This window comes from Spirosoma gilvum (assembly GCF_054776815.1).
Window position 1 is genome coordinate 879,131 of sequence record NZ_BAAHBH010000001.1, and the last position, 22,580, is coordinate 901,710.

At 50.6% G+C, this 22,580-nt stretch carries 19 protein-coding genes; 14 read left to right on the forward strand and 5 right to left on the reverse strand.

Annotation, left to right across the window (positions count from 1 at the left end; genetic code table 11):
• Positions 1-464: 464 nt before the first annotated feature.
• From ACYVFD_RS03540 to ACYVFD_RS03555, 4 genes are read left to right on the forward strand one after another with little or no spacing between them, the layout of a single operon-like run.
• A complete protein-coding gene (locus ACYVFD_RS03540; RefSeq protein WP_461088374.1) occupies positions 465-3,680 on the forward strand; it encodes a SusC/RagA family TonB-linked outer membrane protein in 3,216 nt (1,071 codons plus the stop codon).
• A 35-nt stretch (positions 3,681-3,715) separates the two neighbouring features.
• Positions 3,716-5,167: a SusD/RagB family nutrient-binding outer membrane lipoprotein gene (locus ACYVFD_RS03545; protein ID WP_461088375.1), complete on the forward strand. Its 1,452-nt coding sequence runs from the start codon at positions 3,716-3,718 to the stop codon at positions 5,165-5,167.
• Between the two features lie 10 nt (positions 5,168-5,177).
• On the forward strand, positions 5,178-6,530 hold the full coding sequence (locus tag ACYVFD_RS03550; protein ID WP_461088376.1) for a sodium:solute symporter family transporter: 1,353 nt from the start codon (positions 5,178-5,180) through the stop codon (positions 6,528-6,530).
• The gene (locus ACYVFD_RS03555; protein WP_461088377.1) at positions 6,523-7,413 is read left to right on the forward strand and encodes a metallophosphoesterase family protein; all 891 of its coding nucleotides are present in this window, start codon (positions 6,523-6,525) and stop codon (positions 7,411-7,413) included. Before ACYVFD_RS03550 ends, ACYVFD_RS03555 begins: the two co-directional genes overlap by 8 nt.
• A gap of 2 nt (positions 7,414-7,415) precedes the next feature.
• Here ACYVFD_RS03555 and ACYVFD_RS03560 read toward each other — a convergent pair whose 3' ends face one another.
• The 4 genes from ACYVFD_RS03560 to ACYVFD_RS03575 are packed head-to-tail and all read right to left on the reverse strand — an operon-like array spanning position 7,416 to position 11,785.
• Positions 7,416-8,054: a DUF6134 family protein gene (locus ACYVFD_RS03560; RefSeq protein WP_461088378.1), complete on the reverse strand. Its 639-nt coding sequence runs from the start codon at positions 8,052-8,054 to the stop codon at positions 7,416-7,418.
• On the reverse strand, positions 8,051-9,601 hold the full coding sequence (locus ACYVFD_RS03565; RefSeq protein ID WP_461088379.1) for a 4Fe-4S binding protein: 1,551 nt from the start codon (positions 9,599-9,601) through the stop codon (positions 8,051-8,053). Before ACYVFD_RS03565 ends, ACYVFD_RS03560 begins: the two co-directional genes overlap by 4 nt.
• A 12-nt stretch (positions 9,602-9,613) precedes the next feature.
• Entirely contained in the window at positions 9,614-11,002 is a 1,389-nt protein-coding gene (locus ACYVFD_RS03570) for an NAD(P)/FAD-dependent oxidoreductase (protein WP_461088380.1), read from the reverse strand.
• A 21-nt stretch (positions 11,003-11,023) separates the two neighbouring features.
• A complete protein-coding gene (locus tag ACYVFD_RS03575; protein WP_461088381.1) occupies positions 11,024-11,785 on the reverse strand; it encodes a DUF547 domain-containing protein in 762 nt (253 codons plus the stop codon).
• 122 nt (positions 11,786-11,907) lie between these two features.
• On the opposite strand from ACYVFD_RS03575, the gene ACYVFD_RS03580 reads away from it, so the two are divergent.
• The 6 genes from ACYVFD_RS03580 (at position 11,908) to arsS (ending at position 17,259) form a co-directional block, all read left to right on the forward strand.
• Positions 11,908-13,014 (forward strand): BamA/TamA family outer membrane protein, encoded by a 1,107-nt coding sequence (locus ACYVFD_RS03580; protein ID WP_461088382.1) that lies wholly within the window; start codon positions 11,908-11,910, stop codon positions 13,012-13,014.
• Between the two features lie 75 nt (positions 13,015-13,089).
• On the forward strand, positions 13,090-13,782 hold the full coding sequence (locus ACYVFD_RS03585; protein WP_461088383.1) for a TIGR04283 family arsenosugar biosynthesis glycosyltransferase: 693 nt from the start codon (positions 13,090-13,092) through the stop codon (positions 13,780-13,782).
• Positions 13,782-14,789, forward strand: a complete 1,008-nt coding sequence (locus tag ACYVFD_RS03590) for an NAD-dependent epimerase/dehydratase family protein (RefSeq protein WP_461088384.1) — start codon at positions 13,782-13,784, stop codon at positions 14,787-14,789. Before ACYVFD_RS03585 ends, ACYVFD_RS03590 begins: the two co-directional genes overlap by 1 nt.
• Positions 14,773-15,702, forward strand: a complete 930-nt coding sequence (locus tag ACYVFD_RS03595; RefSeq protein WP_461088385.1) for an SDR family oxidoreductase — start codon at positions 14,773-14,775, stop codon at positions 15,700-15,702. The genes ACYVFD_RS03590 and ACYVFD_RS03595 overlap by 17 nt, the downstream gene beginning before the upstream one ends.
• A 66-nt stretch (positions 15,703-15,768) precedes the next feature.
• Positions 15,769-16,101, forward strand: coding sequence for an arsenosugar biosynthesis-associated peroxidase-like protein (locus ACYVFD_RS03600; RefSeq protein ID WP_461088611.1), 333 nt, complete (start codon positions 15,769-15,771; stop codon positions 16,099-16,101).
• 111 nt (positions 16,102-16,212) lie between these two features.
• The gene (gene arsS / locus ACYVFD_RS03605; protein WP_461088386.1) at positions 16,213-17,259 is read left to right on the forward strand and encodes an arsenosugar biosynthesis radical SAM (seleno)protein ArsS; all 1,047 of its coding nucleotides are present in this window, start codon (positions 16,213-16,215) and stop codon (positions 17,257-17,259) included.
• 1 nt (position 17,260) lies between these two features.
• On the opposite strand, the gene ACYVFD_RS03610 is transcribed toward arsS, so the two are convergent.
• Entirely contained in the window at positions 17,261-18,082 is an 822-nt protein-coding gene (locus tag ACYVFD_RS03610) for a purine-nucleoside phosphorylase (RefSeq protein WP_461088387.1), read from the reverse strand.
• A gap of 96 nt (positions 18,083-18,178) precedes the next feature.
• Between ACYVFD_RS03610 and ACYVFD_RS03615 the strand changes: the two genes are divergently transcribed.
• The 4 genes from ACYVFD_RS03615 to ACYVFD_RS03630 are packed head-to-tail and all read left to right on the forward strand — an operon-like array spanning position 18,179 to position 22,462.
• Positions 18,179-18,781: a TIGR04282 family arsenosugar biosynthesis glycosyltransferase gene (locus ACYVFD_RS03615; RefSeq protein WP_461088388.1), complete on the forward strand. Its 603-nt coding sequence runs from the start codon at positions 18,179-18,181 to the stop codon at positions 18,779-18,781.
• A gap of 40 nt (positions 18,782-18,821) precedes the next feature.
• Positions 18,822-19,514: a glycosyltransferase family 2 protein gene (locus ACYVFD_RS03620; protein ID WP_461088389.1), complete on the forward strand. Its 693-nt coding sequence runs from the start codon at positions 18,822-18,824 to the stop codon at positions 19,512-19,514.
• A gap of 30 nt (positions 19,515-19,544) precedes the next feature.
• On the forward strand, positions 19,545-21,101 hold the full coding sequence (locus ACYVFD_RS03625) for a glycosyltransferase (RefSeq protein WP_461088390.1): 1,557 nt from the start codon (positions 19,545-19,547) through the stop codon (positions 21,099-21,101).
• Positions 21,098-22,462, forward strand: a complete 1,365-nt coding sequence (locus tag ACYVFD_RS03630; protein WP_461088391.1) for a hypothetical protein — start codon at positions 21,098-21,100, stop codon at positions 22,460-22,462. The genes ACYVFD_RS03625 and ACYVFD_RS03630 overlap by 4 nt, the downstream gene beginning before the upstream one ends.
• The last annotated feature ends 118 nt before the right edge of the window (positions 22,463-22,580 follow it).

The window sequence follows — 22,580 nt, forward strand, 5'->3', positions numbered from 1 at the left end:
TAAAACGAAAAAGCGAATCAAGTGAGTGGCTCAATCTCACCTGATTCCCTTTTTTAGATCAATAGCTTTATCGGAAATCTCGCAAAAACGCTCCCAGTTGCAACGAAGGAGCATTCATTTTTACTTCTTTAATCGGGTATATCAGCACCTTGAACTACCAAGACTACCAGGAGAACTTGGAGGCTGGATGCATTAAAAACAACAGGAAAGCGCCCTACTTATAAGTCAGTTGGTAGCCTTACTCACATGACCTAAAAATAGTGCAGAAGTAGCCATCCTACTAGTAGGATGGCTACTTCTTTTGAATAGGATCAAGGTACAAGCTTTCGCTTTTCTTGAACTTGCCTCCGACTAATCCATTCACTGGAACTCGCTGGTAATTGATTAATTCACTTGCCAGGCATCTATCTCTCCTCGAAGCACGTATATGCTTAGTATTTCATTTCTTTTCTAATTCCCGTTCTATGCGGTCATTACTACTAATTGCCTTTCTTCCTTTATTTTCAGTCACTACATCTGCTCAAAAACTAACCGGGCAAGTTGTCGATCAGGCCTCCCACCAGGCGATTGTAGGGGCTACTGTGCAGGTAAAACGGACGCAAGCGGGTACGCTCACTAATGCCACGGGCACATTTGTTCTGAATAACCTACAACCAACTGACATTCTTACGATCTCCTACCTGGGCTATCGGTCGCAGGAAATCTCCTACACGGGTCAGACCAATATGACGGTTGAACTGGTAGCGGGGGTTTCGCTTAACGAAGTGGTCGTGACGGCTCTGGGGCTGGAACGCAATACCCAAAGCCTCGGATATGCCATCCAGAAAGTTGATGGTCGGCAAGTTAGCGATGTCAAGGCCCCTAACTTTCTGGATAACCTGTCGGGTAAGGTGGCGGGTGTGATGATTACGGGTGGTTCAACGGGTGTTGGCGCATCGTCGCGCATTACGATCCGGGGCGAATCGTCTTTTACCAACAATAACCCGCTCTTCGTGGTCGACGGCATTGTCATTAATAACGCTACGGTAGTGAACCGGGTTGACGACGATGCGAACGGCTTTCAGGAAATCGATTTTGGCAACGGGGCTATGGAAATTAACCCCGACGATGTGGCTGCAGTATCAGTGCTAAAAGGTCCGGGGGCAGCCGCCCTCTACGGCACTCGGGCGTCCAATGGGGTTATTCTGATCACGACCAAAGACGGTTCGTCAGCAGGCAAAGGTATTGGCGTGAGTTTTACCAGCACCTTCTTTGCTGAGCGCCCATTTCAGCTTCCCCGCTTTCAGAACAGCTATGGACAGGGTAATAGCGGAGCTTTTAAGTATGTCGATGGCCTGGGTGGGGGGATTAATGATAATATCTCCTATAGCTACGGCCCCAAACTCGATGCAGGTCTGCTGATTCCTCAGTACGACAGCCCCGTAAATCTGCCCGATGGCCGGGTGGTACGCGGGGCCGATACGCGGGTGTATAGCGGGTTACCCATTACCCCAACCCCATTTGTATCCCATCCTGACAACCTGAAAAACTTCTATCAAACAGGTCACACCGCTATCAACAACCTGGCGGTTTCGGGCAGCTATGACAAAGGTAGCTACCGACTTGCCTTCACCGATCTGAACAGCTATTCGACTATTCCAGGTGTTGATCTGAAGCGTAAAACGCTGGCCGTCCGGTTACTGTTCGAGCCTGTCAAACGACTAAAATTCAGCTCATCCATCAACTATATCAACAGCGGAAGCGACAATCGGCCTGCCACCAAATACGGCTCGGAAAATATTAATTACGCCCTGAGTGCCTGGCTAGGCCGACAAACCGACGTGAACCCGATGAAACAGTACTGGCAGCCGGGACTCGAAGGTATCCAGCAGTTTTCGTATAACTACACCTACTTCGACAATCCGTATTTCACGCTCTACGAAAACCGCAATTCGTTTACCCGCGACCGGCTCATCGGGAATCTGGCCGTGACGGGCGAACTGGCCACCAACCTGACATTGATGGTACGTAGCGGCATGGACTATTCGAACGAGAATCGGCAGTTCCGACGGGCCTTCAGCAGCAACCGTTTTAAGAATGGCGCCTATGCCGAAAACGCTGTTTTCTTCCGGGAAATCAATACCGACTTTTTGCTGAATTACACCCGGAGCGTAGGGGGATTTTCGTTCGATCTGTCGGCTGGAGGCAACCGCATGGATCAGTTAGCCTCATTCAATCAGTATCAGGCCCTGACACTAGCGCAGCCGGGCGTATTCAAACTAACCAATGCAGCGTCGCCGGTGGAAGTCTACCAACGGAGCGCCCGAAAACGTATCAACAGCCTGTATGCGCTGGCCAAATTGGGTTATAAGGATGTACTGTTTATGGACATAACGGGCCGTAACGACTGGTCGAGTGCGCTGGCAACGCCCACCTCAACGGCCAATACGTCGTTCTTTTACCCCTCGGTATCGGCCAGTTGGGTGCTGTCAAATCAGTTTCAGCTTCCTGCGGTTATGTCGTTTGCCAAGTTACGGGCCAGCATAGCCAGCGTTGGCAATGATACCAGTCCTTACCAAACTACGGGGGTGTTCAACGCCCGCAACCCAGTGTTCTCGCAACCGGCCTTCAGCGACCAGAGCACGATTGCCAACACCAACCTGAAACCAGAGTCGATCACATCGATTGAGGTGGGGGCTGATGTTCGCTTCCTGAATGATCGACTGGGTGTCGACCTGACTTACTACAACGCCCGCACCCGTAACCAGATTTTATCGTTGCCTATTGCCATCCCAACGGGCTATAGCGAACGCGTCATCAATGGTGGGGAAGTACAGTCTCGAGGTATAGAAGCCGTGATAACAGCCGTCCCTATCCAGACGAGCCTTATCCGCTGGAACCTGGGTCTGAATTTCAGCCGCAACCGGACCACCGTGGTGTCGCTGCCTGAGGAGGCCGGTACGTTGACGCTGGGTTACAATCGTATTTACGACAACGTCAACCAGACTGTCTGGTATCAGGTACGACAGGGCGATCGAATGGGCGATATGTGGGGAACGGGCTATCTACGTAATGCCCAGGGCGAGTTTATCGTAGGTAGCAATGGGCAATACATTGCCGACAACACCCTCAAGAAGCTGGGTAATTATAACCCCGATTTCATGGTGGGCCTGTCGAATCAACTCAGTATCGGGAACTGGAACCTGGGCTTCCTGCTCGACTGGCGGCAGGGTGGCATCCTGGTATCGCGTACACTGGCTCTGGCAGGCGTAGCAGGTCAACTGATTGAAACGGCCGACCGTCCCAATGCGGGAATTATTGCCAAAGGTGTGATCAATACGGGGACAGTCGACAAACCAAACTATCAGCCCAATACGCTCGCCATTCCGGCCGAAACCTATTACCGGATGTACTACGACCGCAACAACGAGGAAAATAACACCTACAATGCCTCTTACGTGAAGTTGCGGGAGATGAGCATCGGCTATACCCTGCCCGAAACATCGGGATTGGCCCGTAAACTGCATATGCAACGGCTAACTGTAGCTCTGGTGGGTCGTAACCTGCTGGCCCTGTCGCACATTCCTCACTTTGACCCCGAACAGACGTCGTTCCAGCAAAACCAACTTCAAACGGGCATCGAGGACATGACCTACCCCACCTCACGTAACATAGGGGTGAAACTAAGCGTAACTTTTTAAGTCCGGCCACGGCATGGGGCTCAAACCAACTGATCATGAAACGGATTTTATATAGTACTCTCCTGCTGCTTACGCTAACCAGCCTGCTGCCCGGCTGTACGGAGAACTTTCAGGAAATCAACACCAACCCAAATGCGCCGGTCGATGTGCAGCCGTCGCTGCTGTTCCGCAAGATTTTATTCGATTATGGCGAGCAGATGTCCTACGAAGCCTTTGTAGCGGGTAACCTGCTGGGTCAGTATTTTACGGCCATCGACTTCAACCTGTTCGATCGGCACAGTCTCAGCGAACCGCAGTATGGTGGGAACCCCTGGCCGTTCATCTATACGAACCTGCGTGACAACGAAATTCTGCTGCAGAAGGCCCGCACCAACGTAGCGTTCGGTGTTTACGAAGGGCCGGCGCTGATCATGAAAGCGTACATGGCGGCTGCGCTCACCGACCTTTACGGCGACGTACCGTACAGTGAGGCCCTACAGGGTAAAGCAGGGGAGATTACGTCCGCCTACGACACGCAGGAAGCTATCTACACGGGCACCGGGGGTATACTCGACAACCTCGAAAAGGGTATTGCGTCCGTCAACAATTATAAAGGAGCTACTACCCTTGACGGCGACATTCTTTACAATGGCAACCGCAGTAAGTGGATACTATTTGCCAATTCGCTCAAGATCAAAGCCTTGATGCGTATCTCGGGCAAAGTAAACGTGAAGGACGCGTTGCAGAAAGTACTAACGGAGGGTAACTTCATCAAGGCTAATACTGACAACGCCGTGTATCGGTACTCACTCACGCAGCCCAACAATTTCCGCATGTCGACCGCCCGCATCGGAGATTATAACCTGTTTATCATGTCGCTGACCAGTCAGGAACTACTCACCGGCTTAAACGATCCGCGCGTCGGGGTATACTTTCGGGCTACTGCGGCTAAACCCGGCACCTACAAGGGTCTACTAAATGGTCCTGATGCCTCTAAGCTGTCGATTTCGGTAGCTGACTATTCACTGACAGGTACCATTTTTCGGGAAGAGTCGGATAAGCTGAATGCCAACTACATGACGGCCCACGAAACGAGTTTCTGGCTCGCTGAGGCCGCCGAACGGGGGCTCGTGTCAGCTTCGGGTAAGGGGTGGTATGAACGGGGAATTACGCAGGCTTTTGACTACTGGCGAACGACGCTGCCAGCGGATTACCTGAGCAGCGCTAAAGTAGCCTATGCGCAGAATCGCCAAGATCCAATCGAGCAGATTCTAACGCAGAAGTGGCTGGGCAACATTAACAATGCCTACGAAGGCTGGAATGAGTACCGCCGGACTGGTTTTCCACGGCTGAAACCCATTTCGGCCAGCCTCAACAATGGGCTGATTCCCGTCCGGATGCCTTACCCCGGCACGGAGAGCGCACTGAACGCGGTACAGTATAAAAAAGCCGCTGACAAAACCCAGAACAACAGCATTAATATACCCGTTTGGTGGGCGACCCGCTAATCATTCCCGCATGACCACAACCCTGTTGCAGTGGGCGTTGGTGCTGGCTTCCAGCGTTACACTCTTTTTCGTGTCACCGCTGGCTCGCACCGCGCCTGAATTTTTCCGGGGTGCCCGCAACGAGCGAACGCCCAACACTCTTTTCCTGACGAGTAGCCTGGTCATTTCGTGGCTGTTTGCCAAATCGATTACCAATGCCGCCAATCTGGGTCACAGCTTCGGACTGGTGGGTGGCGTGGCTTATGCGGGCTATTACCTGTCGTTTCTGGTAGCCGGGTTCGTGATTGTATCGATGCGCAACAAGGGCGGCTACCGGAGCATCCACCACTTTCTGGAGTCGAAGTTTGGGGCGAGTGCGGTGGTGGTTTTTACGTTACTGATCATGATTCGGCTCTACAACGAAATCTGGTCGAACACCATTGTGATCGGCTCGTACTTCGGAGCGCAAGGCTCTGCCGATTACTACCTAGCCATTCTGGTATTTACGCTGCTCACGCTGGCCTACACACTCAAAGGCGGTATGAGCAGTTCGATCATGACCGACGTGATTCAGCTGTCGCTCTTTGTGGTGCTGCTTACAGTGATTCTGGGTTTTATTCTACCTCGTTACGGGGGGAGTCTGAAACCCTTCGTAACTAGTGGCCGCTGGGAATTAAACCAAGGTGTCGATCTGCTACTAGTGGCGCTGGTGCAGTGTTTCAGTTATCCTTTCCACGACCCTGTGCTGACCGACCGGGGCTTTATCTCCGATACGCGCACCACACAGAAGGCGTACATCTGGGCAGCAGTCATAGGCTCGCTTTGTATCGTCTTCTTCAGCTTCGTCGGTATCTTCGCCAGGCTCAACAGCCTGACGGGTGAAGCACCCGTGGCGGTAGCAAGATATTTTGGCGTACCGATGCTGTTGCTCATGAACCTCATCATGGTAACCTCAGCCTCATCGACGCTAGACTCAGCCATGGCGTCGTTTTCCAAACTCATCAGTATCGACTTGAGCCGCGCCGTCGTGCCGAGCGTTACCAGAGGGCGATGGGCCATGGTCGTACTGACGGTGCTGGGTACCATTCCCGTATTTTTCGATCCGGCTATCCTGTCGGCCACTACCATCAGCGGTACCCTGGTGCTTGGCCTGGCGCCTGTTTTCCTGTGTTGGAATGTACGGGTGCCGCGCCTGGCGTTTCATCTGTCGGTGGTTGGAGGACTGCTGCTGGGCGGTTTTCTAACGTTTTTTCCCTTGCCCGAATACCTCCGGCTGGGAGATGGCAAATATGGATCGCTGCTTAGCGTAAACCTGATCACTACAGCCTTCTGTTTTCTCGTTTTCGCAGGTTGTGCGCTGTTTCAACCCAAGTCCCATGATTGATCGCTCTGATACTCAAGATCTCAGTACACGTAGCGACAGGCTGCTTGTGTTTGGTGGCCCTTATTCCAATTTGCAGGCGCTGGAAGCCCTTAAAACGATTGCCGATCAACTCCAGATTTCCCCTCACAACATTATCTGTACAGGTGATATTGTCGGCTACTGCGCCCAGCCTGACGAGTCGGTTCAGTTCGTGAAAAACTGGGGCATTCACGCTATTCAGGGCAACGTGGAGCAGAATATTATTCGGGGCGAGGATGACTGCGGTTGTAACTTCACGGAAGGCGGGCGGTGTGATCTGTTCTCCCGAACCTGGTTTCCGTATGCGGTTCAGGCGCTTTCTGCGAAATCAGTCGCCTGGCTGAGCATGTTGCCACTCCAACTGTCGTTTCAGTACGCGGGCAAGTCGGTAACCGTATTGCACGGAGCCGCCACCGGTATCGCTGATTTTGTGTTTGCCTCGACGCCCTGGTCGGTGAAAGAAAAAACCTTTGCGGCTACCGGGACCGACGTAATACTAGCCGGTCACGCCGGACTACCCTTTGCGGATAAGCAGGTTTCCGACGTGGGTGTTAGTCGATACTGGCTTAACGCTGGCGTAATCGGGATGCCCGCCAATGATGGTACGCCCCGCGTATGGTACCTGCTGCTCGATGACACGGATGGTTTGTTTACGTATACCTTTCGCACATTCACGTACGACAACCATACGGCACATCGGCTAATGGTAGCCAATCGACTCCCTGACTCCTACGCAAAGACGTTATTGACGGGCATTTGGGATAACTGCGAGATTTTGCCCGATGCGGAGAAAGCAGTACAAGGCCGGGCCATTACGTTAAATGAGGAATCTAAAAAGCAGATAATTACCTCACAGAAGTTATAGGTTCATTTCCTGATGGGCCGGATGATGAAGTTTTTCAGCGAGTTTTTCTTGATGATCTTCACGAGTTGCCCGTTTTCGTAGTGGTATTCATCTTCCCGATCATTCAACTTTGCCTGATAGGTGCCTTTTACGGGTGACATCAGTGTAAAGTAATCGCCGAAATATTCAGAATACGCCCGGTTTCGGTTCGTAGGCTCCGTGAAGTACATGTCTGTAACTGTACAATCGATGCGCCGGGTTTCCGTATCCTTGTGCGTGTATTTATACTGATCAGCTGTAATCTCGTAATGGTCGCCTTTCCACTCCGTTCGGGAAGAGAAATCGCCCTTATTTGTGTGAGCGTCGACCGTAGAACGAATCAATTTTCCCTGCTGGACCAGACTGACAACTTTGTAATAAATTATGACTTTATAAATCAAAAAATTGACTTTCACATCGCTAATCAGCGTATATATCACACGTTGGTTATCGCGTTGCTGCCGGTTAGCGGTCATCGTACCGACCTTAATGCCAGCCACTTCAATGGCATATTCTTTCGTGTGCGCTGTATCGGCAGGTGTAGTTTGTCCATGGCTCGTCCATGTCAATACCAGTACGAATAGAAGGCTAACAAGCCCGGTTCGGATACTACTTACGTTCATTGTTGAATACGGAAACTGTTATTTCCCAGCAATATCGGGCCTGGGTTGGTAAGTCGGCTGGTTGATGAATCATTTTCCAGATTTAAAACGCCCCGTGGGCAAACGGCTGAACAAATACCACAGCCAACGCAGGACGAACGAACGATATCCTGGCCGCGCTGCGCGTACCAGCGCACGTCGATGCCCATTTCGCAATAGGTTGAGCAGTTACCGCAGGAAATGCATTGACCACCATTGGTCGTGATGCGGAATCGGGATTTAAACCGCTGAACCAGCCCCAGATAAGCGGCCAGCGGACAACCAAATCGGCACCAGACCCGGCTTCCGAAAACGGGATAAAACCCGGTGCCCAGTACCCCGGCAAAAACAGCCCCGATGGCGGACCCATAGGCCGAACGGATGCCGTAGGAATCCAGAAACCCAAATACCGAGGGCTGTCCACTCAGGTACGTATAGAGCACCATTGCCGTCATCACAACGGCAAAGACGAGTACTGAATGCACAACGATACGTTCCAATTTCCAGGCACCCAGGCGTTTGTCGGAGAGTTGTCGGTAGGGATCACCCAGGGTTTCGGCCAGTCCCCCGCAGCCACATACCCACGAGCAGTACCACCGTTTGCCGTAAAAATAAGTCAGTATCGGCACACCCAGTAGCCAGAGAGCCGTTCCCCAAACGAGCAGAAAGATGCCAAACGTACCGGCCTTAAGTTTTTCGTCGATTCGGTAGTCAAAATAAAAACTGTAATCCAGTGGCCACATGTTTTTTAAATCTTGGGCGGGCTGGTGAAAAAAAGCCAGCAGTTCGGGAATCAGAAACGCAAAGATCGTCTGGAAAAACATCACCGAAAGCGTGCGAAACTGCTGGTAGCGGCTGTGTCGGTACTTAATCAACATCCGCACGCCCATGACCAGAATCACCAGGGTGTAGAGCGTACCATACACGAACCACTGGCTGGCGGGGCCGCCGTTCAGGAGCTGGCTCAGCGGATCGAATAGGAGCACCCAGTTGGTTATGTACTCAGGGAAGAAATAGAGAAGTACATAGAACCCAATCAGAAAGCCACACACGACGAGGCCAATCCAGCCCCGATTTGTAGCTGGGTCCTGATAGATGCCATTGTTTTTTATACCGGGTAAGGCCCGCTGTTCTGGCAACATGTAAAGCAGGGCTCCGCCAACGCACAACAGCAAAATTAGCCAGAAAAAAAGGCTGCTGTTATCTGGGAAAAAACCGGTGCTGGCAGTCTTCGTTACCGGAAAGGTGTAATCCTGAATAAGCCGATTGGTCTCACCACGTTGTTTATAGCCTTCATTGAGCCGAGCGATTGCAGCCCGAAAATCTCCAACAAACCCGAATGACGACGAATACACCTTTCCCTGCATGGAAGCCGTAGCCATACGAACAGCCGCCAACTGCTCTTTATTGATTGTTTCGCTCAAAACCCTATCCGTCAATACGTATCGACTAAGGGGAAGGGTAGCAATAAACAGCGTTAATCCAATCAGAAAGGCGGTGAGACCAATACGTTGCCCGGTAGTTCGCATAGTGGTAATGGATTAGTGCGTTGCTGAAAATAACCGTTGAAACCAACCTTTTCGGCGGTCTGGCGATCCGGCGGGCGCGTGGCCAGTCAGTTGGTCAGTATATGATTCCGAAAATTCCGGATTGAAATCGGCCTGTTGAAACTGGCTTACTACATGCTCAAATGGTGTCCGATCCTGAATCCAACGGTCGCAGACAGCCTGACGTAAGCGGAGCCCAAACGCATGAATGCCCAAAACGGACTGGTCAGTTTTTCGGTAGTTGATCCGAAGGCACTGTTCACCCGTCGGGTGCTCCCAGTAATAGGTTTGTTCGTCGTCAGTAAGCTGGGCGTTCAGGGTGCCATACGTCTGGTATTCAATATCGAAGAATTTGGCCGAGTTGAAAAAGACGCCTGGTCGGTAAGCCGTTCGGGAACCGCAGAGCGTTCGAGCCAGGGTTTCGCCATGCATCCGACCCGTATACCAGATTTGTTCGATGGATTTACGCAGGGCTCCGTCTGTTCCCATTATGGGTTGCCGAAACTCGTTGCAATCGCCAATGGCGTACACGTCGGCTACGTTGGTCTCAAAACACTCGTTGACCAGAACCCCTTTCCCGAGATCGATACCCGAATTTTTCAGGAAGGCTACGTTCGGCGTAACACCGATCCCCAACCCCACAAACTGGCAGGGAATTTCTTCGCCTGACTTTGTCACGACCGCCCGCACCCGACCCGACGCATCAGCCGAACGCTGCCCGGCCTGTCGTGGCCCGGCCTGGCGCGGCCCGGCCAGAATTTCCTTGAGTTCGGTTTCAAGTCGGAGGTCGACACCATGTCTAAGTAAATGCCGACCGACTAGCTTACCTTCTTCGGCGGGTAACGTGGAACTCCAGTAATGCGGATCGCGGACGAGCATCGTTACGTCTATGTGTCGGGAACGTAGCATTTCGGCTAGTTCAACGCCAATTAGCCCCCCACCAACGACTACGGCCCGTTCGATGTTTTTAGTGAATTGCTCCATCCGCTCCAAATCGGGCAGGCCATACAGACCCTGCACGCCAGAAGCGGTCAGGCCCGGCCAGTCGAACGTTGTAGACACCGAGCCAGTAGCCAGCACCAGTACATCATAATCGAGCCATTGCCCATCAGCCAGCCGGATTCGCTTCGCCGACGTATCGACCTGTTCGACGTAGCCGCGTAGTAGGTCGATGCGGTTTTTGGTCCAGAATCCGTCTTCGTAAGGCTTGGTATGCGCGTAGGTCATATGCCCCATGTAGATGTACATGAGCGCAGTACGCGAGTAAAAATACTCAGACTCAGCCGAAATGAGTGTAATCCGTATCGTTGAATCCTGCTGGCGAACATGCCGGGCGGTTGTGATACCGGCAATACCGTTTCCGATAATGATCAGGTGCTTCATAACTGCCCGATTCAGGTGAGATTACTGCTCGTTGAGATTCCAGTTGTAGTCCAGAAACTCGATGTCGGTATTGTCTGAAATTTTTGTGTTGGAATATTTATTGACCCATTTCACGACCGACTGCCCATTTTTGGTCCAGTCACCTTTGTACCAGTTGAAGTAATTCGACAGTTGAGCTTCGTCCTTACTGATTTTATTCTTGGACGGATTATTCAGAAAATCGCGGCCCTGATCGTCCATCTGCGCATCCAGTTTATCGGCCATATAAGCTTCATTCCGAAGGCGCGGGCATGAAATGGATGCGCAAACCAGGGTAAAGTGAATACGGGGGTCGTTAAATTTTTTACGCAGGGTACCGTGTTCAATGTTATCAAGACTCATTTTTTCGCCACCAATCGTAAAAAACTTGGCCGCCCAAGGTGTTGTCACAAAGGGAATCTTGATTTTTGACCCAATGTCCTTGATACTTTTTACGGGATAATGGTCGAGAATGAGCCGAATGGTGTAAGCGTTGTAAGCGTTAATCCAGTACGCCATCTGCTCGTTTTTGCTCCACGAAGCCGCCGGTGGATTTTTGCTGAGCATAGCCAGGTACTCATTGAATGTTTTCTCCTCCGATTTGAAGCCTTTATAATTGACCAGACCTTTTTCATTGACGTATTTTTTCAGCAGTCGGTCATAGGCACTATGGTCAACAGGAGCGACCGCTGGCTCCGTGAAAGCCGTGGCTAATAGGCACAACCAACCAAATAGAAGGAATTTATACGTGGGGTATATTTTCATGATGAGCGTTAATTTTTACTATAACATATACGCCCCAATCTATGGAATGGTTTTAATAATCCTAAATTCAAACCCTGCGAGGCAACTTTTCGTATGCATAGGGTAAGCAATTTAAATTTTTGATGTTCCTTTCGTCGCTGGTAACTGCCCTGCTCATTTCGGTCCCGCCCGACAGTGTTCCCAAAGCATTCAGTGTCTTACCGCTTCCCCTGATTTATTATACGCCCGAAACCCGGCTGGCGTATGGGGTAGCGGCTACGGCTACGTTTCGTTTTAGGCGCGATATGGCCTTTTTACGGACCGATTCATCCGCTCAGGCCAGAGCCGCGGTTCGACCGTCGCAGATTACGCTAGGCTTTGCCTATACGCAGAACAAGCAAATCCTGTTTTACCTGCCCTTTCAGATTTTTTACGACCGGGACAAGTACTACATCAATGGCGAGGCTGGGTATTATCGCTACAGTTATTATTTCTATGGCGTTGGTCAACAGGAAGTTGTGCGTGAGTTGTACGGCGTAAACTTCCCACGTATACGGATCAATGCCTTCCGACGGATTCTTCCAAATCTGAATCAGGGAAAGCTTTATGCTGGGATTCGGTATCAGTATGAAGATTATCAGGTCACCAGCGTCGAGCCGGGTGGACTGCTGGCTTCGGGAACTGTAACCGGTGGGTTAGGCAGTCGATTGTCCGGGGCAGGGCTCGGCCTGTTTTACGACTCGCGTAATATTATCTTCTTTCCATCCAAAGGCGTTGTGGCCGACATTGCGTATCTGGCTCAGAATCAAGCCTTAGGTGGCAATGTTCGCTTCGGGCGCTACACGGCTGACGTATCGTCCTATCATTCGTTGAGCAATCAGGCAATCTTAGCAGTCAATTATTTCGTAAGTTTTACAACGGGCGACGCTCCCTTCAATGCCCTGTCATTGCTGGGAGGAACCAAACGAATGCGGGGCTATTATGAAGGTCGATACCGCGACCAGAACGTAGCCCTCATTCAGAGCGAAGTCCGGTTTGATCTGTACAAACGGCTGGGTGGAGTGGTTTTTGGAGCCGCTGGCATTCTGGGTGATGCGCAATCAGTACTACGGTTGACTGAGCCTAAATTGGCTTATGGAGCCGGATTACGGTTTACCATAAACCGTCGTGACCATCTTAATATCCGATTGGATTACGGGTTGGGACGGCAATCGAGCGGTTTTTATCTGACCATTGGAGAGGCTTTTTAAGAGAAAAAGTGCTTTGCGCTCAGGGGGTTGTCAGAGGATGATAAATAGTCTATTTTGCTTACTTATCGATTGTCAATGACGTTTAGCATTATCATTCCTACGTATAATGAAGCTGCGGCAATTGGGCGGTTAGTCCAGAATTTGCTGACCCTTGGCGGAGCTTCCTTACGGGAGGTCCTGGTGATTGACGCGGGAAGCCCCGATAGCACGGCTGAGGTGGCCAGACAGGCGGGTGCTACGGTCAGGCAATCGCCAAAGCCGGGCCGGGCTGCCCAGATGAACTTCGGAGCTACGTTGGCCAAGGGAGATATTCTGTATTTTGTTCACGCCGATGTAGGTATAAATCCTGATTTCATTGCGGATATTGAGCAGGCCGTTAAAGCGGGATATGAAGCGGGTTGTTACCGGTTTCGGTTCAATTCGGACAAAACCATGCTCCGATTTAACAGCTACGGAACCCGTTTTCCAGGCATCATGAGTCGCGGGGGCGACCAGACGCTGTTCATAACCCGTGCGCTGTTTGACCGATTGGGCGGTTTCGATGAGTACTATACCATCATGGAGGATTTTGACATCATTATCCGGATTCGGAAGGTGGCCCGGTTTTGTATCATACCGAAAGACGTACTGGTATCGGCCCGAAAATACGATACCAATAGCTGGTTTCGCGTACAAATAGCGAACCTGACCGCCTTTTCGCTGTTTTTTATGAACGTGTCACCCGGCCGGATTGCCCGTACGTATAAAGCCATGCTGAACTATCGTTGATGGAAACAACCGTACTCTTAACCGGAGCCAGTGGCTTTTTGGGGGCGCACCTGACCCGCGAATTGCTGGCGCGTCGATACCGGGTAAAGGTATTGATTCGGCAGCAAGATTGCCCAACGCTGGATGACCTGCCCATTGAACAGTACGAAGGCGATGTTTTAGATAAACAGTCGCTGAAAAAAGCCGTTGTCGGTTGTGATGCCATTATTCACGCAGCTGCTCTGGCGCAGGTGAACCCAGCCCGTAATCCGGCCGTATGGGTGGTGAATCTGACCGGAACAGAAAATCTGATTGACGCAGCCCGATTAGCCAGTGTTCAACGATTTGTTTACGTGGGCACAGCCAACGTGTTTGGGTTCGGAACGAAGCAGCAACCTGGAAACGAAACGTATCCGTTTGCGGGACAGCGGTATGGTTCCGATTACATCGACAGTAAACGGGCGGCCACGGATCGGGTTCAGGAAGCAGTAGAGCAGGAAGGTCTACCCGCTATTCTGGTTCATCCGACGTTTATGCTGGGTGAATTCGATGCCAAACCAACGTCCGGGCGGATGTTGCTGGAACTCTACCAGGGGCGCGTCATCGGCTATCCGGTCGGTGGGAAAAATTACGTGCATGTGCGGGATGTAGCAGTCGCAACGGTTAACGCACTGACGAAAGGGCGATTGGGTGAATCCTATATTCTGGGAAACACTAACCTGAGTTATCAGGAAGCGTTTGAACTGATGGCACTGCGTATGAACGTATCACCACCGCGCTGGCCGATTCCACCCGGCCTGGCCAAGTTGTATGGTCTGGGCTGTGATGCTTTGACCAGACTGACTCACCATCCGGGACAGCTAAATTCATCCATGATTGCAGTGGCTAATGATGGACATTATTTCAGTCCGCATAAAGCCATTTCCGAGTTGGGACTTCCCCAAACGCCGATCGAAGAAGCTGTAGACGAAGCCTTCAACTGGTTTAAACGACATAACTATCTTACTCAACGTGCTCGAACTAACTAAGCAAATCGTCCCATCGGAACCTGTAGACGTACAAACGTCGGCTTCATTCAGTACCATTACCGATGGTTCGAAAAAACGTAAATCCGGTGTAGCCGCAACTTCGGGGCCGTTTGCCGGGAAAGTAGCGATTGTCACCGGTTCGGAATCGGGCATTGGTAAAGCTACGGCACGGGCCTTGTGCGTAGCAGGGGCTAAGGTGATTTTGAATGGACGCACACCAGAGCGTTTGGTCCAAACCGAAGATGAGCTACTGGACGAGGGGCTGGACGTAGTAAGTTGCCTGGCCGACGTAACCTGCTTCGAGGACTGCGAACGTCTGATTGCCACCGCTATCGATACGTTTGGGCAGTTGGATATTCTGATTACGAACGCCAGTATTTCCATGCGGGCTTACTTTGCCGATATGCAGCCCGACGTATTCCGGCAGGTACTCGATAGCAACGTGTACGGAACGGTTTATCCGTTGAAAGCCGCTTTACCCCATCTGATCAAAACCAAAGGTGTCGTTACGTTCATTTCATCTATATCGGCACTGAATGGCATGCCGAGCGGCTCGGCCTACTGCGCGGGGAAAGCAGCTGTGGCGAATTTGGCCCACACGCTACGTTTGGAACTGGCTCATACGGGTATTCAGCTTGGCGTAGTTCATATTGGCTTTACGCAGAATGACCCCGACAAACGAGTACTCGACGCCGATGGTCGACCGGTACCCATCGCCCATCGGCCTCCTCGCTGGCAGAAAAGTCAGGCGGAAGTGGCCCGAATTATTCTCAATCACATTCGAAGACGACGGCAGCGAACGGTAATTTCGGCGCTGGGTAGACTCATTGTGCTGGTCCATACGCATCTGCCCCGGTTAGGCGACTGGATTGTGCTCACCACGATTCGTAGGCTCCGGCATTTTTATGAGTGAAATCTATTTTTAGCTAGTTCTCGTATTCTATTTAACTTAATTCAGCCGGTGCGCCGGTCCGACCTTATGCAGACCTATTATAATCCTGAAGACCTCAAGAAATTTGGCAAGATTGGTGAGTTCCAGAAAGAACTGGCCGACAAGTTTTTCGCCTATTACGGTTCTGTTTTTGCGGAAGGTGCGCTGACCGCCCGTGAGAAATCACTGATTGCCCTAGCCGTTTCCCACACCGTACAATGCCCTTATTGTATTGATGCCTATACATCCGACACGCTCGAAAAAGGCTGTTCGGAAGCCGAAATGATGGAAGCCGTTCACGTAGCAGCCGCCATTCGCGGAGGAGCTTCACTGGTACACGGCGTGCAAATGATGAACAAAGCCAAAGAATTATCGATGTAAATCAAAGAGCGAAAGAATGAAAGAGCGAAAGAGCAGGCCGTCGTCGCGGTGAAAGTATCTACCGGATGGTTTTCGCTCTTTCGCACTTTCACTCTTTCGCTCATTCAACCTATGAAATCACTTAAAGCCAGTGGGCATCAGTTAGCCAACGTTGACGTACAACTCCAAACGCTGCAAAGCGAGGTGGCCGATACGTTGCAATTACCTCTATTTCATCAGAAACTTCAATCCGCTGGGCTATTTCCACTAAGCACCGTTGAGCCTGCTGTTTTTCAGATCAATCTGGGAAAAATGTGCAACCAGGTATGTCGACACTGTCACGTCGATGCGGGTCCCGACCGGAAAGAAATCATGACCCGCGAAACGATGCAGGCGTGTCTGGATGCGCTGGCCCAAACGAGCATCCCGACGGTCGATCTGACGGGCGGAGCCCCGGAAATGAATCCGAATTTTCGCTGGTTCGTTGAAGAGGTTCGGAAACTAGGCCGGAAAGTGATGGTCCGTTGCAACCTGACGATCATCGTTGCCAACCCAAAATACAATGACTTACCCGATTTTTTTCGGCAGCACGAGGTTGAAGTCGTTAGTTCGTTGCCGTTCTACAATGCCGACAAAACTGACCGGCAGCGCGGGAAAGGCGTTTTTGAGGACTCTGTCCGAGCGCTACGTATGCTGAATGCAGTGGGCTACGGTCAGCCCGATACGGGCCTGCTGCTGAATCTGGTTTACAACCCAAATGGCGCATTTCTGCCTGGTGCGCAGGAAAGTTTGAAGCGGCAGTTCAAACGGGTTCTGCAGGATGAGTTTGGCATTCAATTCAATGACCTCTACGCCATCACCAACATTCCAATCAGTCGATTTCTGGACTACCTGATTTCGTCCGGTAACTATGACAGCTACATGGAAAAACTGGTCAATGCGTTCAATCCGGTAGCCGCTGCTGGCGTCATGTGTCGAAATACCCTGTCGATTAGTTGGGATGGGTTCATATACGACTGTGACTTTAATCAGATGCTCGATTTAAAAGTAGCCAGTCCGGTCCAGCACGTACAGGATTTTGACTTGACTACCTTAAATCAGCGTTCGGTGGTTATCAACCAGCATTGCTACGGTTGCACGGCTGGGGCCGGGTCCAGTTGCGGAGGTACAACCGCCTGAGCTACAGCTGGCTGACCAAGGCCCGCGTCAGGCGAGTCAGCTGGGGTTCTGCCGCACCCGCAGCCGCTATAATTTTTTGGATGTCGGCTTTTTCCAGAGTTTCCGGTATGCACATGTCGGTGATGACCGATACACCAAAAACGGCCATCCCCATCTGACTGGCGACAATCACTTCCGGAACGGTGGACATACCCACGGCATCGGCACCCCACTGGCGAAGCATTCGATATTCAGCCCGTGTTTCGAGTTGAGGACCTGTTACACTGACGTAAACGCCACGCTGGAGACGAATGCCGAGTTCATCGGCTATAGCAAAAGCCTGATCGATCAACGACTTGCTGTACGGTTCGCTCATATCGGGAAAGCGGTCGCCAAATTCGGGTGGGTTTGGTCCTACAAGCGGATTTTGAGGGAGCAACAAACTGATATGATCGTCAATGACCATCAGGTCGCTTGTCTGAAACGCTGGATTCAGGCCACCGGCAGCATTGGAGACCAGCAGCGTTCGAACGCCCAGCGCGTGCATGACCCGTACCGGAAACGTAATTTGCTGCATGGAATAGCCCTCATAAAAATGAAACCGTCCCTGCATCACAACGACCGGTTTGTCGCCCAGGGTGCCCAGCAGTAATTTCCCTGAATGAAACTCAACCGTCGACAGGGGGAAATGCGGAATGGCTTCGTAGGATAATGTCGTTTCGATGGTTAGTTCCTGCGCCAGTGCGCCAAGGCCCGTGCCAAGAATAATGCCGACTTGGGGAGTAAGTTGTGTTTTCGATTGAATAAACTGGGTTGTCTGCTGAATCTGTTCGAGGATGGTCATAAACGATGTTAGGCTATCTTTTTCGCAAGATAAGCGTTGAGGGTTAATCACACGATTTCAATAACCGATTGTTCGTTTGTTTCGTTAGTAATAGTCATGGCAGCAGAGCAACTGATAGTTTTTGTCAAAAATCCCATTCCTGGTCAGGTCAAAACCCGCATTGCCCGAACGGTGGGGGATACTAAAGCCCTGGACGTGTACCAACACTTATTGACGTACACCCAGAATCTGGTTTCTGAGTTTAAGGGGCGCTGTGCTGTCTACTACGGTGATTTTGTAAATGCCGATGACGGGTGGAATCCTTTTGGTAAGTATCAACAATCGGGCATGGATTTGGGCGAGCGTATGCACAATGCGTTTGAGGAACAATTTCGAGCGGGGGCCGGGAAAGTAGTGATTATTGGCAGTGACTGTTTTGATATAACCCCCAGTCACATTCATAACGCGTTTGCAGCTCTTGATACCGTAGATGTGGTCATCGGGCCAGCTACCGACGGCGGGTATTATTTGCTGGGCATGAAACAACTTCAGCCTTTTTTATTTCATCATATGCCCTGGAGCCAACCCGAGTTAAGACAGTTGACCGAATTGGCTATCTTACAGCATGGCTTAACCTACGCCCAGCTTGAAGAACTAACCGACATTGACGAATGGGCTGATTATGAGGGTTATCTTTTGAAAATAGGTCAGCCATTATGAGACATCACCTTTATTTTTCGCCCTTATTGCCACGCTACGTTTGAATCAGCCCATTATCGTCGTGATCATACCCGCCTTCAACGAGGAAAATTCAGTTGGACAGGTAATCCGTGAACTACCCGATGCGCTCGTACAGGAAATTATTGTCGTCAACAACAACTCCAACGATCAGACCGCCGTTGAAGCGTCCCGTGCTGGTGCTACCGTGCTCGACGAACCCATTCAAGGCTATGGGCGGGCGTGTTTACGGGGCATTGCCTACGCTAAACAACGTCAGCCAGTACCCGACATCGTTGTTTTTCTGGATGCCGACTATTCTGATTTTCCGGCAGAACTGCCCTACGTCATTGCCCCAATTCTGGAACAGAAAGCTGATTTAGTGATTGGTTCGCGGGCGCTGGGTAACCGACAACGGGGGTCCATGACACCCCAGCAGCTCTTCGGGAACTGGCTGGCTACCCGGTTGCTACGTTGGTTGTATGGCGTACGTTTCACGGATCTAGGTCCCTTTCGCGCCATTCGGTTCGATACGTTAGTGGCCCTGAACATGCAGGATAAAACATATGGCTGGACCGTCGAAATGCAGTTAAAAGCGGCCAAGTTGCGCTGTAAAACAACCGAAGTGCCCGTGAGTTATCGAAAACGGATCGGTCACTCAAAGATTTCAGGCACAATTAAAGGTACGGTTCTGGCGGGCTATAAAATCCTGACAACCATCTTTAAATACTGGTAATCAGGCGGATCGTGAGCTGGGTTTGACACCATGGAGTTATTCATTCTCTTTCTTTACAACCTGCTGATTCTCCTGGTCGTTCTGTTCAGTATCGGTCAGTTGGGGCTTCTTGTACGGTACGCATACGGTCGATGGTGTTTGAGAAATGACCGCTTTCCAGAGACGGCTATCGATTGGGAAGAGCTGCCTTCGATCACGGTTCAATTGCCCATCTATAATGAGTTATACGTAGTAGAGCGGCTGATTGATACAATCGCCCGGTTGCGGTATCCTTTGGACAAGCTGTCCATTCAGATTCTGGACGATTCGACGGACGGCACTACGTTGCTGATTGCTGAAAAAGTAGCTATTTATAAAGCAGCAGATCTTCCGGTGGTACACATCCGCAGGCCCGACCGATCGGGGTTTAAGGCAGGTGCACTAGCCTACGGACTTAACCTGATCGATAGCGAGTACATTGCGATTTTCGATGCGGACTTTCTACCGGATGCCGATTTTTTACTACGTGTGCTTCCCAGTTTCACGCAGCCCGACATTGGTGTTGTTCAGACACGCTGGTTACACACCAATCAGAACTATTCGCTTCTAACGCAGATTCAGGCTTTTGGCCTGAATGCCCACTTTCTTATTGAGCAATATGCCCGCTATGCCACCGAGCTATTTTTAAACTTTAGTGGAACGGCCGGTATTTGGCGTAGCGAAGCAATAGTAGCCAGTGGCGGCTGGCAAGCGGATACCCTAACCGAAGATCTGGATTTAAGTTACCGCGCGCAGCTAACGAATTGGAAAATCGTTTACCGGGTCGATGTCGGGGTGCCAGCCGAACTGCCGATTACGATGGATGCGATTAAGTCGCAGCAGTATCGATGGATGAAAGGGCCAGCCGAATGTAGTCGGAAGCTTTTGGGGAAGGTATGGCAGAAATCAGGCATCTCGGTCCAGAAAAAAATACAAGCCTGTTTTCATTTATTGAATAGCTCCCTGCTGGTACTTATTCTAGGGATGGCTATGCTGAGCTTACCTGTTTTGTGGATTCACCACCGCCATCCCGACTGGGCAGCTATCGACCAAAAACTATCCAATCTATTTTTACTGGCCACCCTCATTTCGACCCTTTTTTATGGAGTTGCTTACTATCAAGCTGAGATAAAGCAAATGTTAAATGGCCCTCAGGTAAAAGCGAATATCGTTAGTCGATCCGTACGATTTTTCTGGCTCTTTCCTACCTTTATTTCCATCATGTTGGGTCTGTCGTTGCACAACAGTCTGGCCGTGCTGGAAGGCCTGTTTGGAAAAAAGACGCCCTTTGTCCGTACGCCAAAATTCAATAGTATGACAACGCCAGTTGACTGGACCAGCAATGTTTACCTAAAGAAAACATTACCCAAATCTGTTTTTGGGGAAATTGGACTTGGGCTGTATTTTCTGACAGGGCTCGGCCTGGGGCTATACCTGGACGACTATTCAATGGTAGTTTTCCATAGTTTGCTGGTCATTGGGTATTGTTTGGTGGTTGGTTATACGCTGGTGCATAGCTGGGCCCAGGAAACGAACGTCGCGCCGAAGCAGACTGTTCTACAGCCATGATTACGCCCTTCCGGATTGGCTGGCTACTTCTTTCATTGGCTTTGTATAGCCTGATAGGATATGGGGTGGCTCGTCCGCAATTTAACCTCCTGATTCTGTTATACGGACTTTCCTTTTGGGGCTATGTTCGGATTACCCGACCGCTGTGGTCCGTTCCAAGTCAGTCATTACTCCCGTCAGTTACTCAACCTGAGCCCGACCGATTTCTTTTTCTGGCGGCCATTTTATTCCGACTCAGTCTGCTGGCAGTTATTCCGAACCTATCGGATGACTATGCTCGATTCATCTGGGATGGGCATCTGGTTGCTAATGGTTATAACCCGTATCTTTATCTGCCCAGCCAGATTATCCATACTCCTTTAGCCCTGGCGGCTGGATTAACCGAATCGCTGTACAGGAGCCTGAACTCCCCCAATTTCTTCACGGTTTATCCACCCGTCAATCAGGCCTTGTTTGGATTAGCCGCCTTTCTTTCGCCCCATCATTTGCTGGGTAATGTGATTGGCTTACGTATCCCGATTCTGCTGGCAGAAATTGGTACGCTGTGGTTGTTGTCAACTCTCCTTAGATGGTTCGGGAAAAACCCAAATCTAGCCCTGCTATACGGCCTCAATCCACTGGTAATTCTGGAACTTACGGGAAATGTACATTATGAGGCAATTCTAATTTTCTGCGCTCTTTTCGCCGTTTGGGCCTATCTGCAAAAACGATGGGTAGCCTCTTCCATGGCATTGGCCCTCAGTATCGGTACAAAACTCCTGCCGATCATTTTTTTTCCGCTGTTGATTCGATACGTAGGCTGGAAGCGTGGATTTGTGTATGCTACAGTTACTCTGGGTTTTACAGGATTGCTTTTTGTGCCGTTTATTGATATAAATCTGATCCGGAATGTGTTTAGCAGTCTGAGTCTTTATTTCCAAAAGCTTGAATTCAATGCCAGCATTTACTATTTAATCCGGGCGGTTGGTTTTGTACTTTCAGGACGTAGCATTATCAAAGAAGCGGGTCCATATCTATTCATACTGATTGCCTTCGGTACGATTGCCATCGCGGTCTGGAGCCGTGGAGAGGCATCATCTCGTAAACTATCGATTCAACTACTATTGACGCTGAGCCTATACTGGCTGTTGTCCACAACGGTTCACCCCTGGTATATTACCTCGCTGTTGGCAGTAGCTCTATTTACCCCGTTTCGCTATCCCTTTATCTGGTCGGGACTTGCCATCCTATCTTATGGTGCTTACCAAACCTATCCTTACAACGAGAATATACCCCTTGTCTTTGTGGAATACGGATTACTCGTTGGGTATGGGCTGTTCGAATGGCAGAAGCAGAAAAGCAAGCCGTCTGCTGGTGAATGAAATTTGACTTATTGCCTATAACGGAAGCTGATACAATTGACCGACCATTAAGTAAAGCACGATCTGACTTAGTGGACTATGAAAATAAGAAGAAAGTACCAAAAGCTCGACGTTGAAA

What these genes read in the sequence shown, in the direction of transcription:
- ACYVFD_RS03540 (WP_461088374.1), top strand. Translation starts at nt 465, where the DNA reads ATGCGGTCATTACTACTAATTGCCTTTCTTCCTTTATTTTCAGTCACT.
- ACYVFD_RS03545 (WP_461088375.1), top strand. Translation starts at nt 3,716, where the DNA reads ATGAAACGGATTTTATATAGTACTCTCCTGCTGCTTACGCTAACCAGC.
- ACYVFD_RS03550 (WP_461088376.1), top strand. Translation starts at nt 5,178, where the DNA reads ATGACCACAACCCTGTTGCAGTGGGCGTTGGTGCTGGCTTCCAGCGTT.
- ACYVFD_RS03555 (WP_461088377.1), top strand. Translation starts at nt 6,523, where the DNA reads ATGATTGATCGCTCTGATACTCAAGATCTCAGTACACGTAGCGACAGG.
- ACYVFD_RS03560 (WP_461088378.1), bottom strand. Translation starts at nt 8,054, where the DNA reads ATGAACGTAAGTAGTATCCGAACCGGGCTTGTTAGCCTTCTATTCGTA.
- ACYVFD_RS03565 (WP_461088379.1), bottom strand. Translation starts at nt 9,601, where the DNA reads ATGCGAACTACCGGGCAACGTATTGGTCTCACCGCCTTTCTGATTGGA.
- ACYVFD_RS03570 (WP_461088380.1), bottom strand. Translation starts at nt 11,002, where the DNA reads ATGAAGCACCTGATCATTATCGGAAACGGTATTGCCGGTATCACAACC.
- ACYVFD_RS03575 (WP_461088381.1), bottom strand. Translation starts at nt 11,785, where the DNA reads ATGAAAATATACCCCACGTATAAATTCCTTCTATTTGGTTGGTTGTGC.
- ACYVFD_RS03580 (WP_461088382.1), top strand. Translation starts at nt 11,908, where the DNA reads ATGTTCCTTTCGTCGCTGGTAACTGCCCTGCTCATTTCGGTCCCGCCC.
- ACYVFD_RS03585 (WP_461088383.1), top strand. Translation starts at nt 13,090, where the DNA reads ATGACGTTTAGCATTATCATTCCTACGTATAATGAAGCTGCGGCAATT.
- ACYVFD_RS03590 (WP_461088384.1), top strand. Translation starts at nt 13,782, where the DNA reads ATGGAAACAACCGTACTCTTAACCGGAGCCAGTGGCTTTTTGGGGGCG.
- ACYVFD_RS03600 (WP_461088611.1), top strand. Translation starts at nt 15,769, where the DNA reads ATGCAGACCTATTATAATCCTGAAGACCTCAAGAAATTTGGCAAGATT.
- arsS (WP_461088386.1), top strand. Translation starts at nt 16,213, where the DNA reads ATGAAATCACTTAAAGCCAGTGGGCATCAGTTAGCCAACGTTGACGTA.
- ACYVFD_RS03610 (WP_461088387.1), bottom strand. Translation starts at nt 18,082, where the DNA reads ATGACCATCCTCGAACAGATTCAGCAGACAACCCAGTTTATTCAATCG.
- ACYVFD_RS03615 (WP_461088388.1), top strand. Translation starts at nt 18,179, where the DNA reads ATGGCAGCAGAGCAACTGATAGTTTTTGTCAAAAATCCCATTCCTGGT.
- ACYVFD_RS03625 (WP_461088390.1), top strand. Translation starts at nt 19,545, where the DNA reads ATGGAGTTATTCATTCTCTTTCTTTACAACCTGCTGATTCTCCTGGTC.
- ACYVFD_RS03630 (WP_461088391.1), top strand. Translation starts at nt 21,098, where the DNA reads ATGATTACGCCCTTCCGGATTGGCTGGCTACTTCTTTCATTGGCTTTG.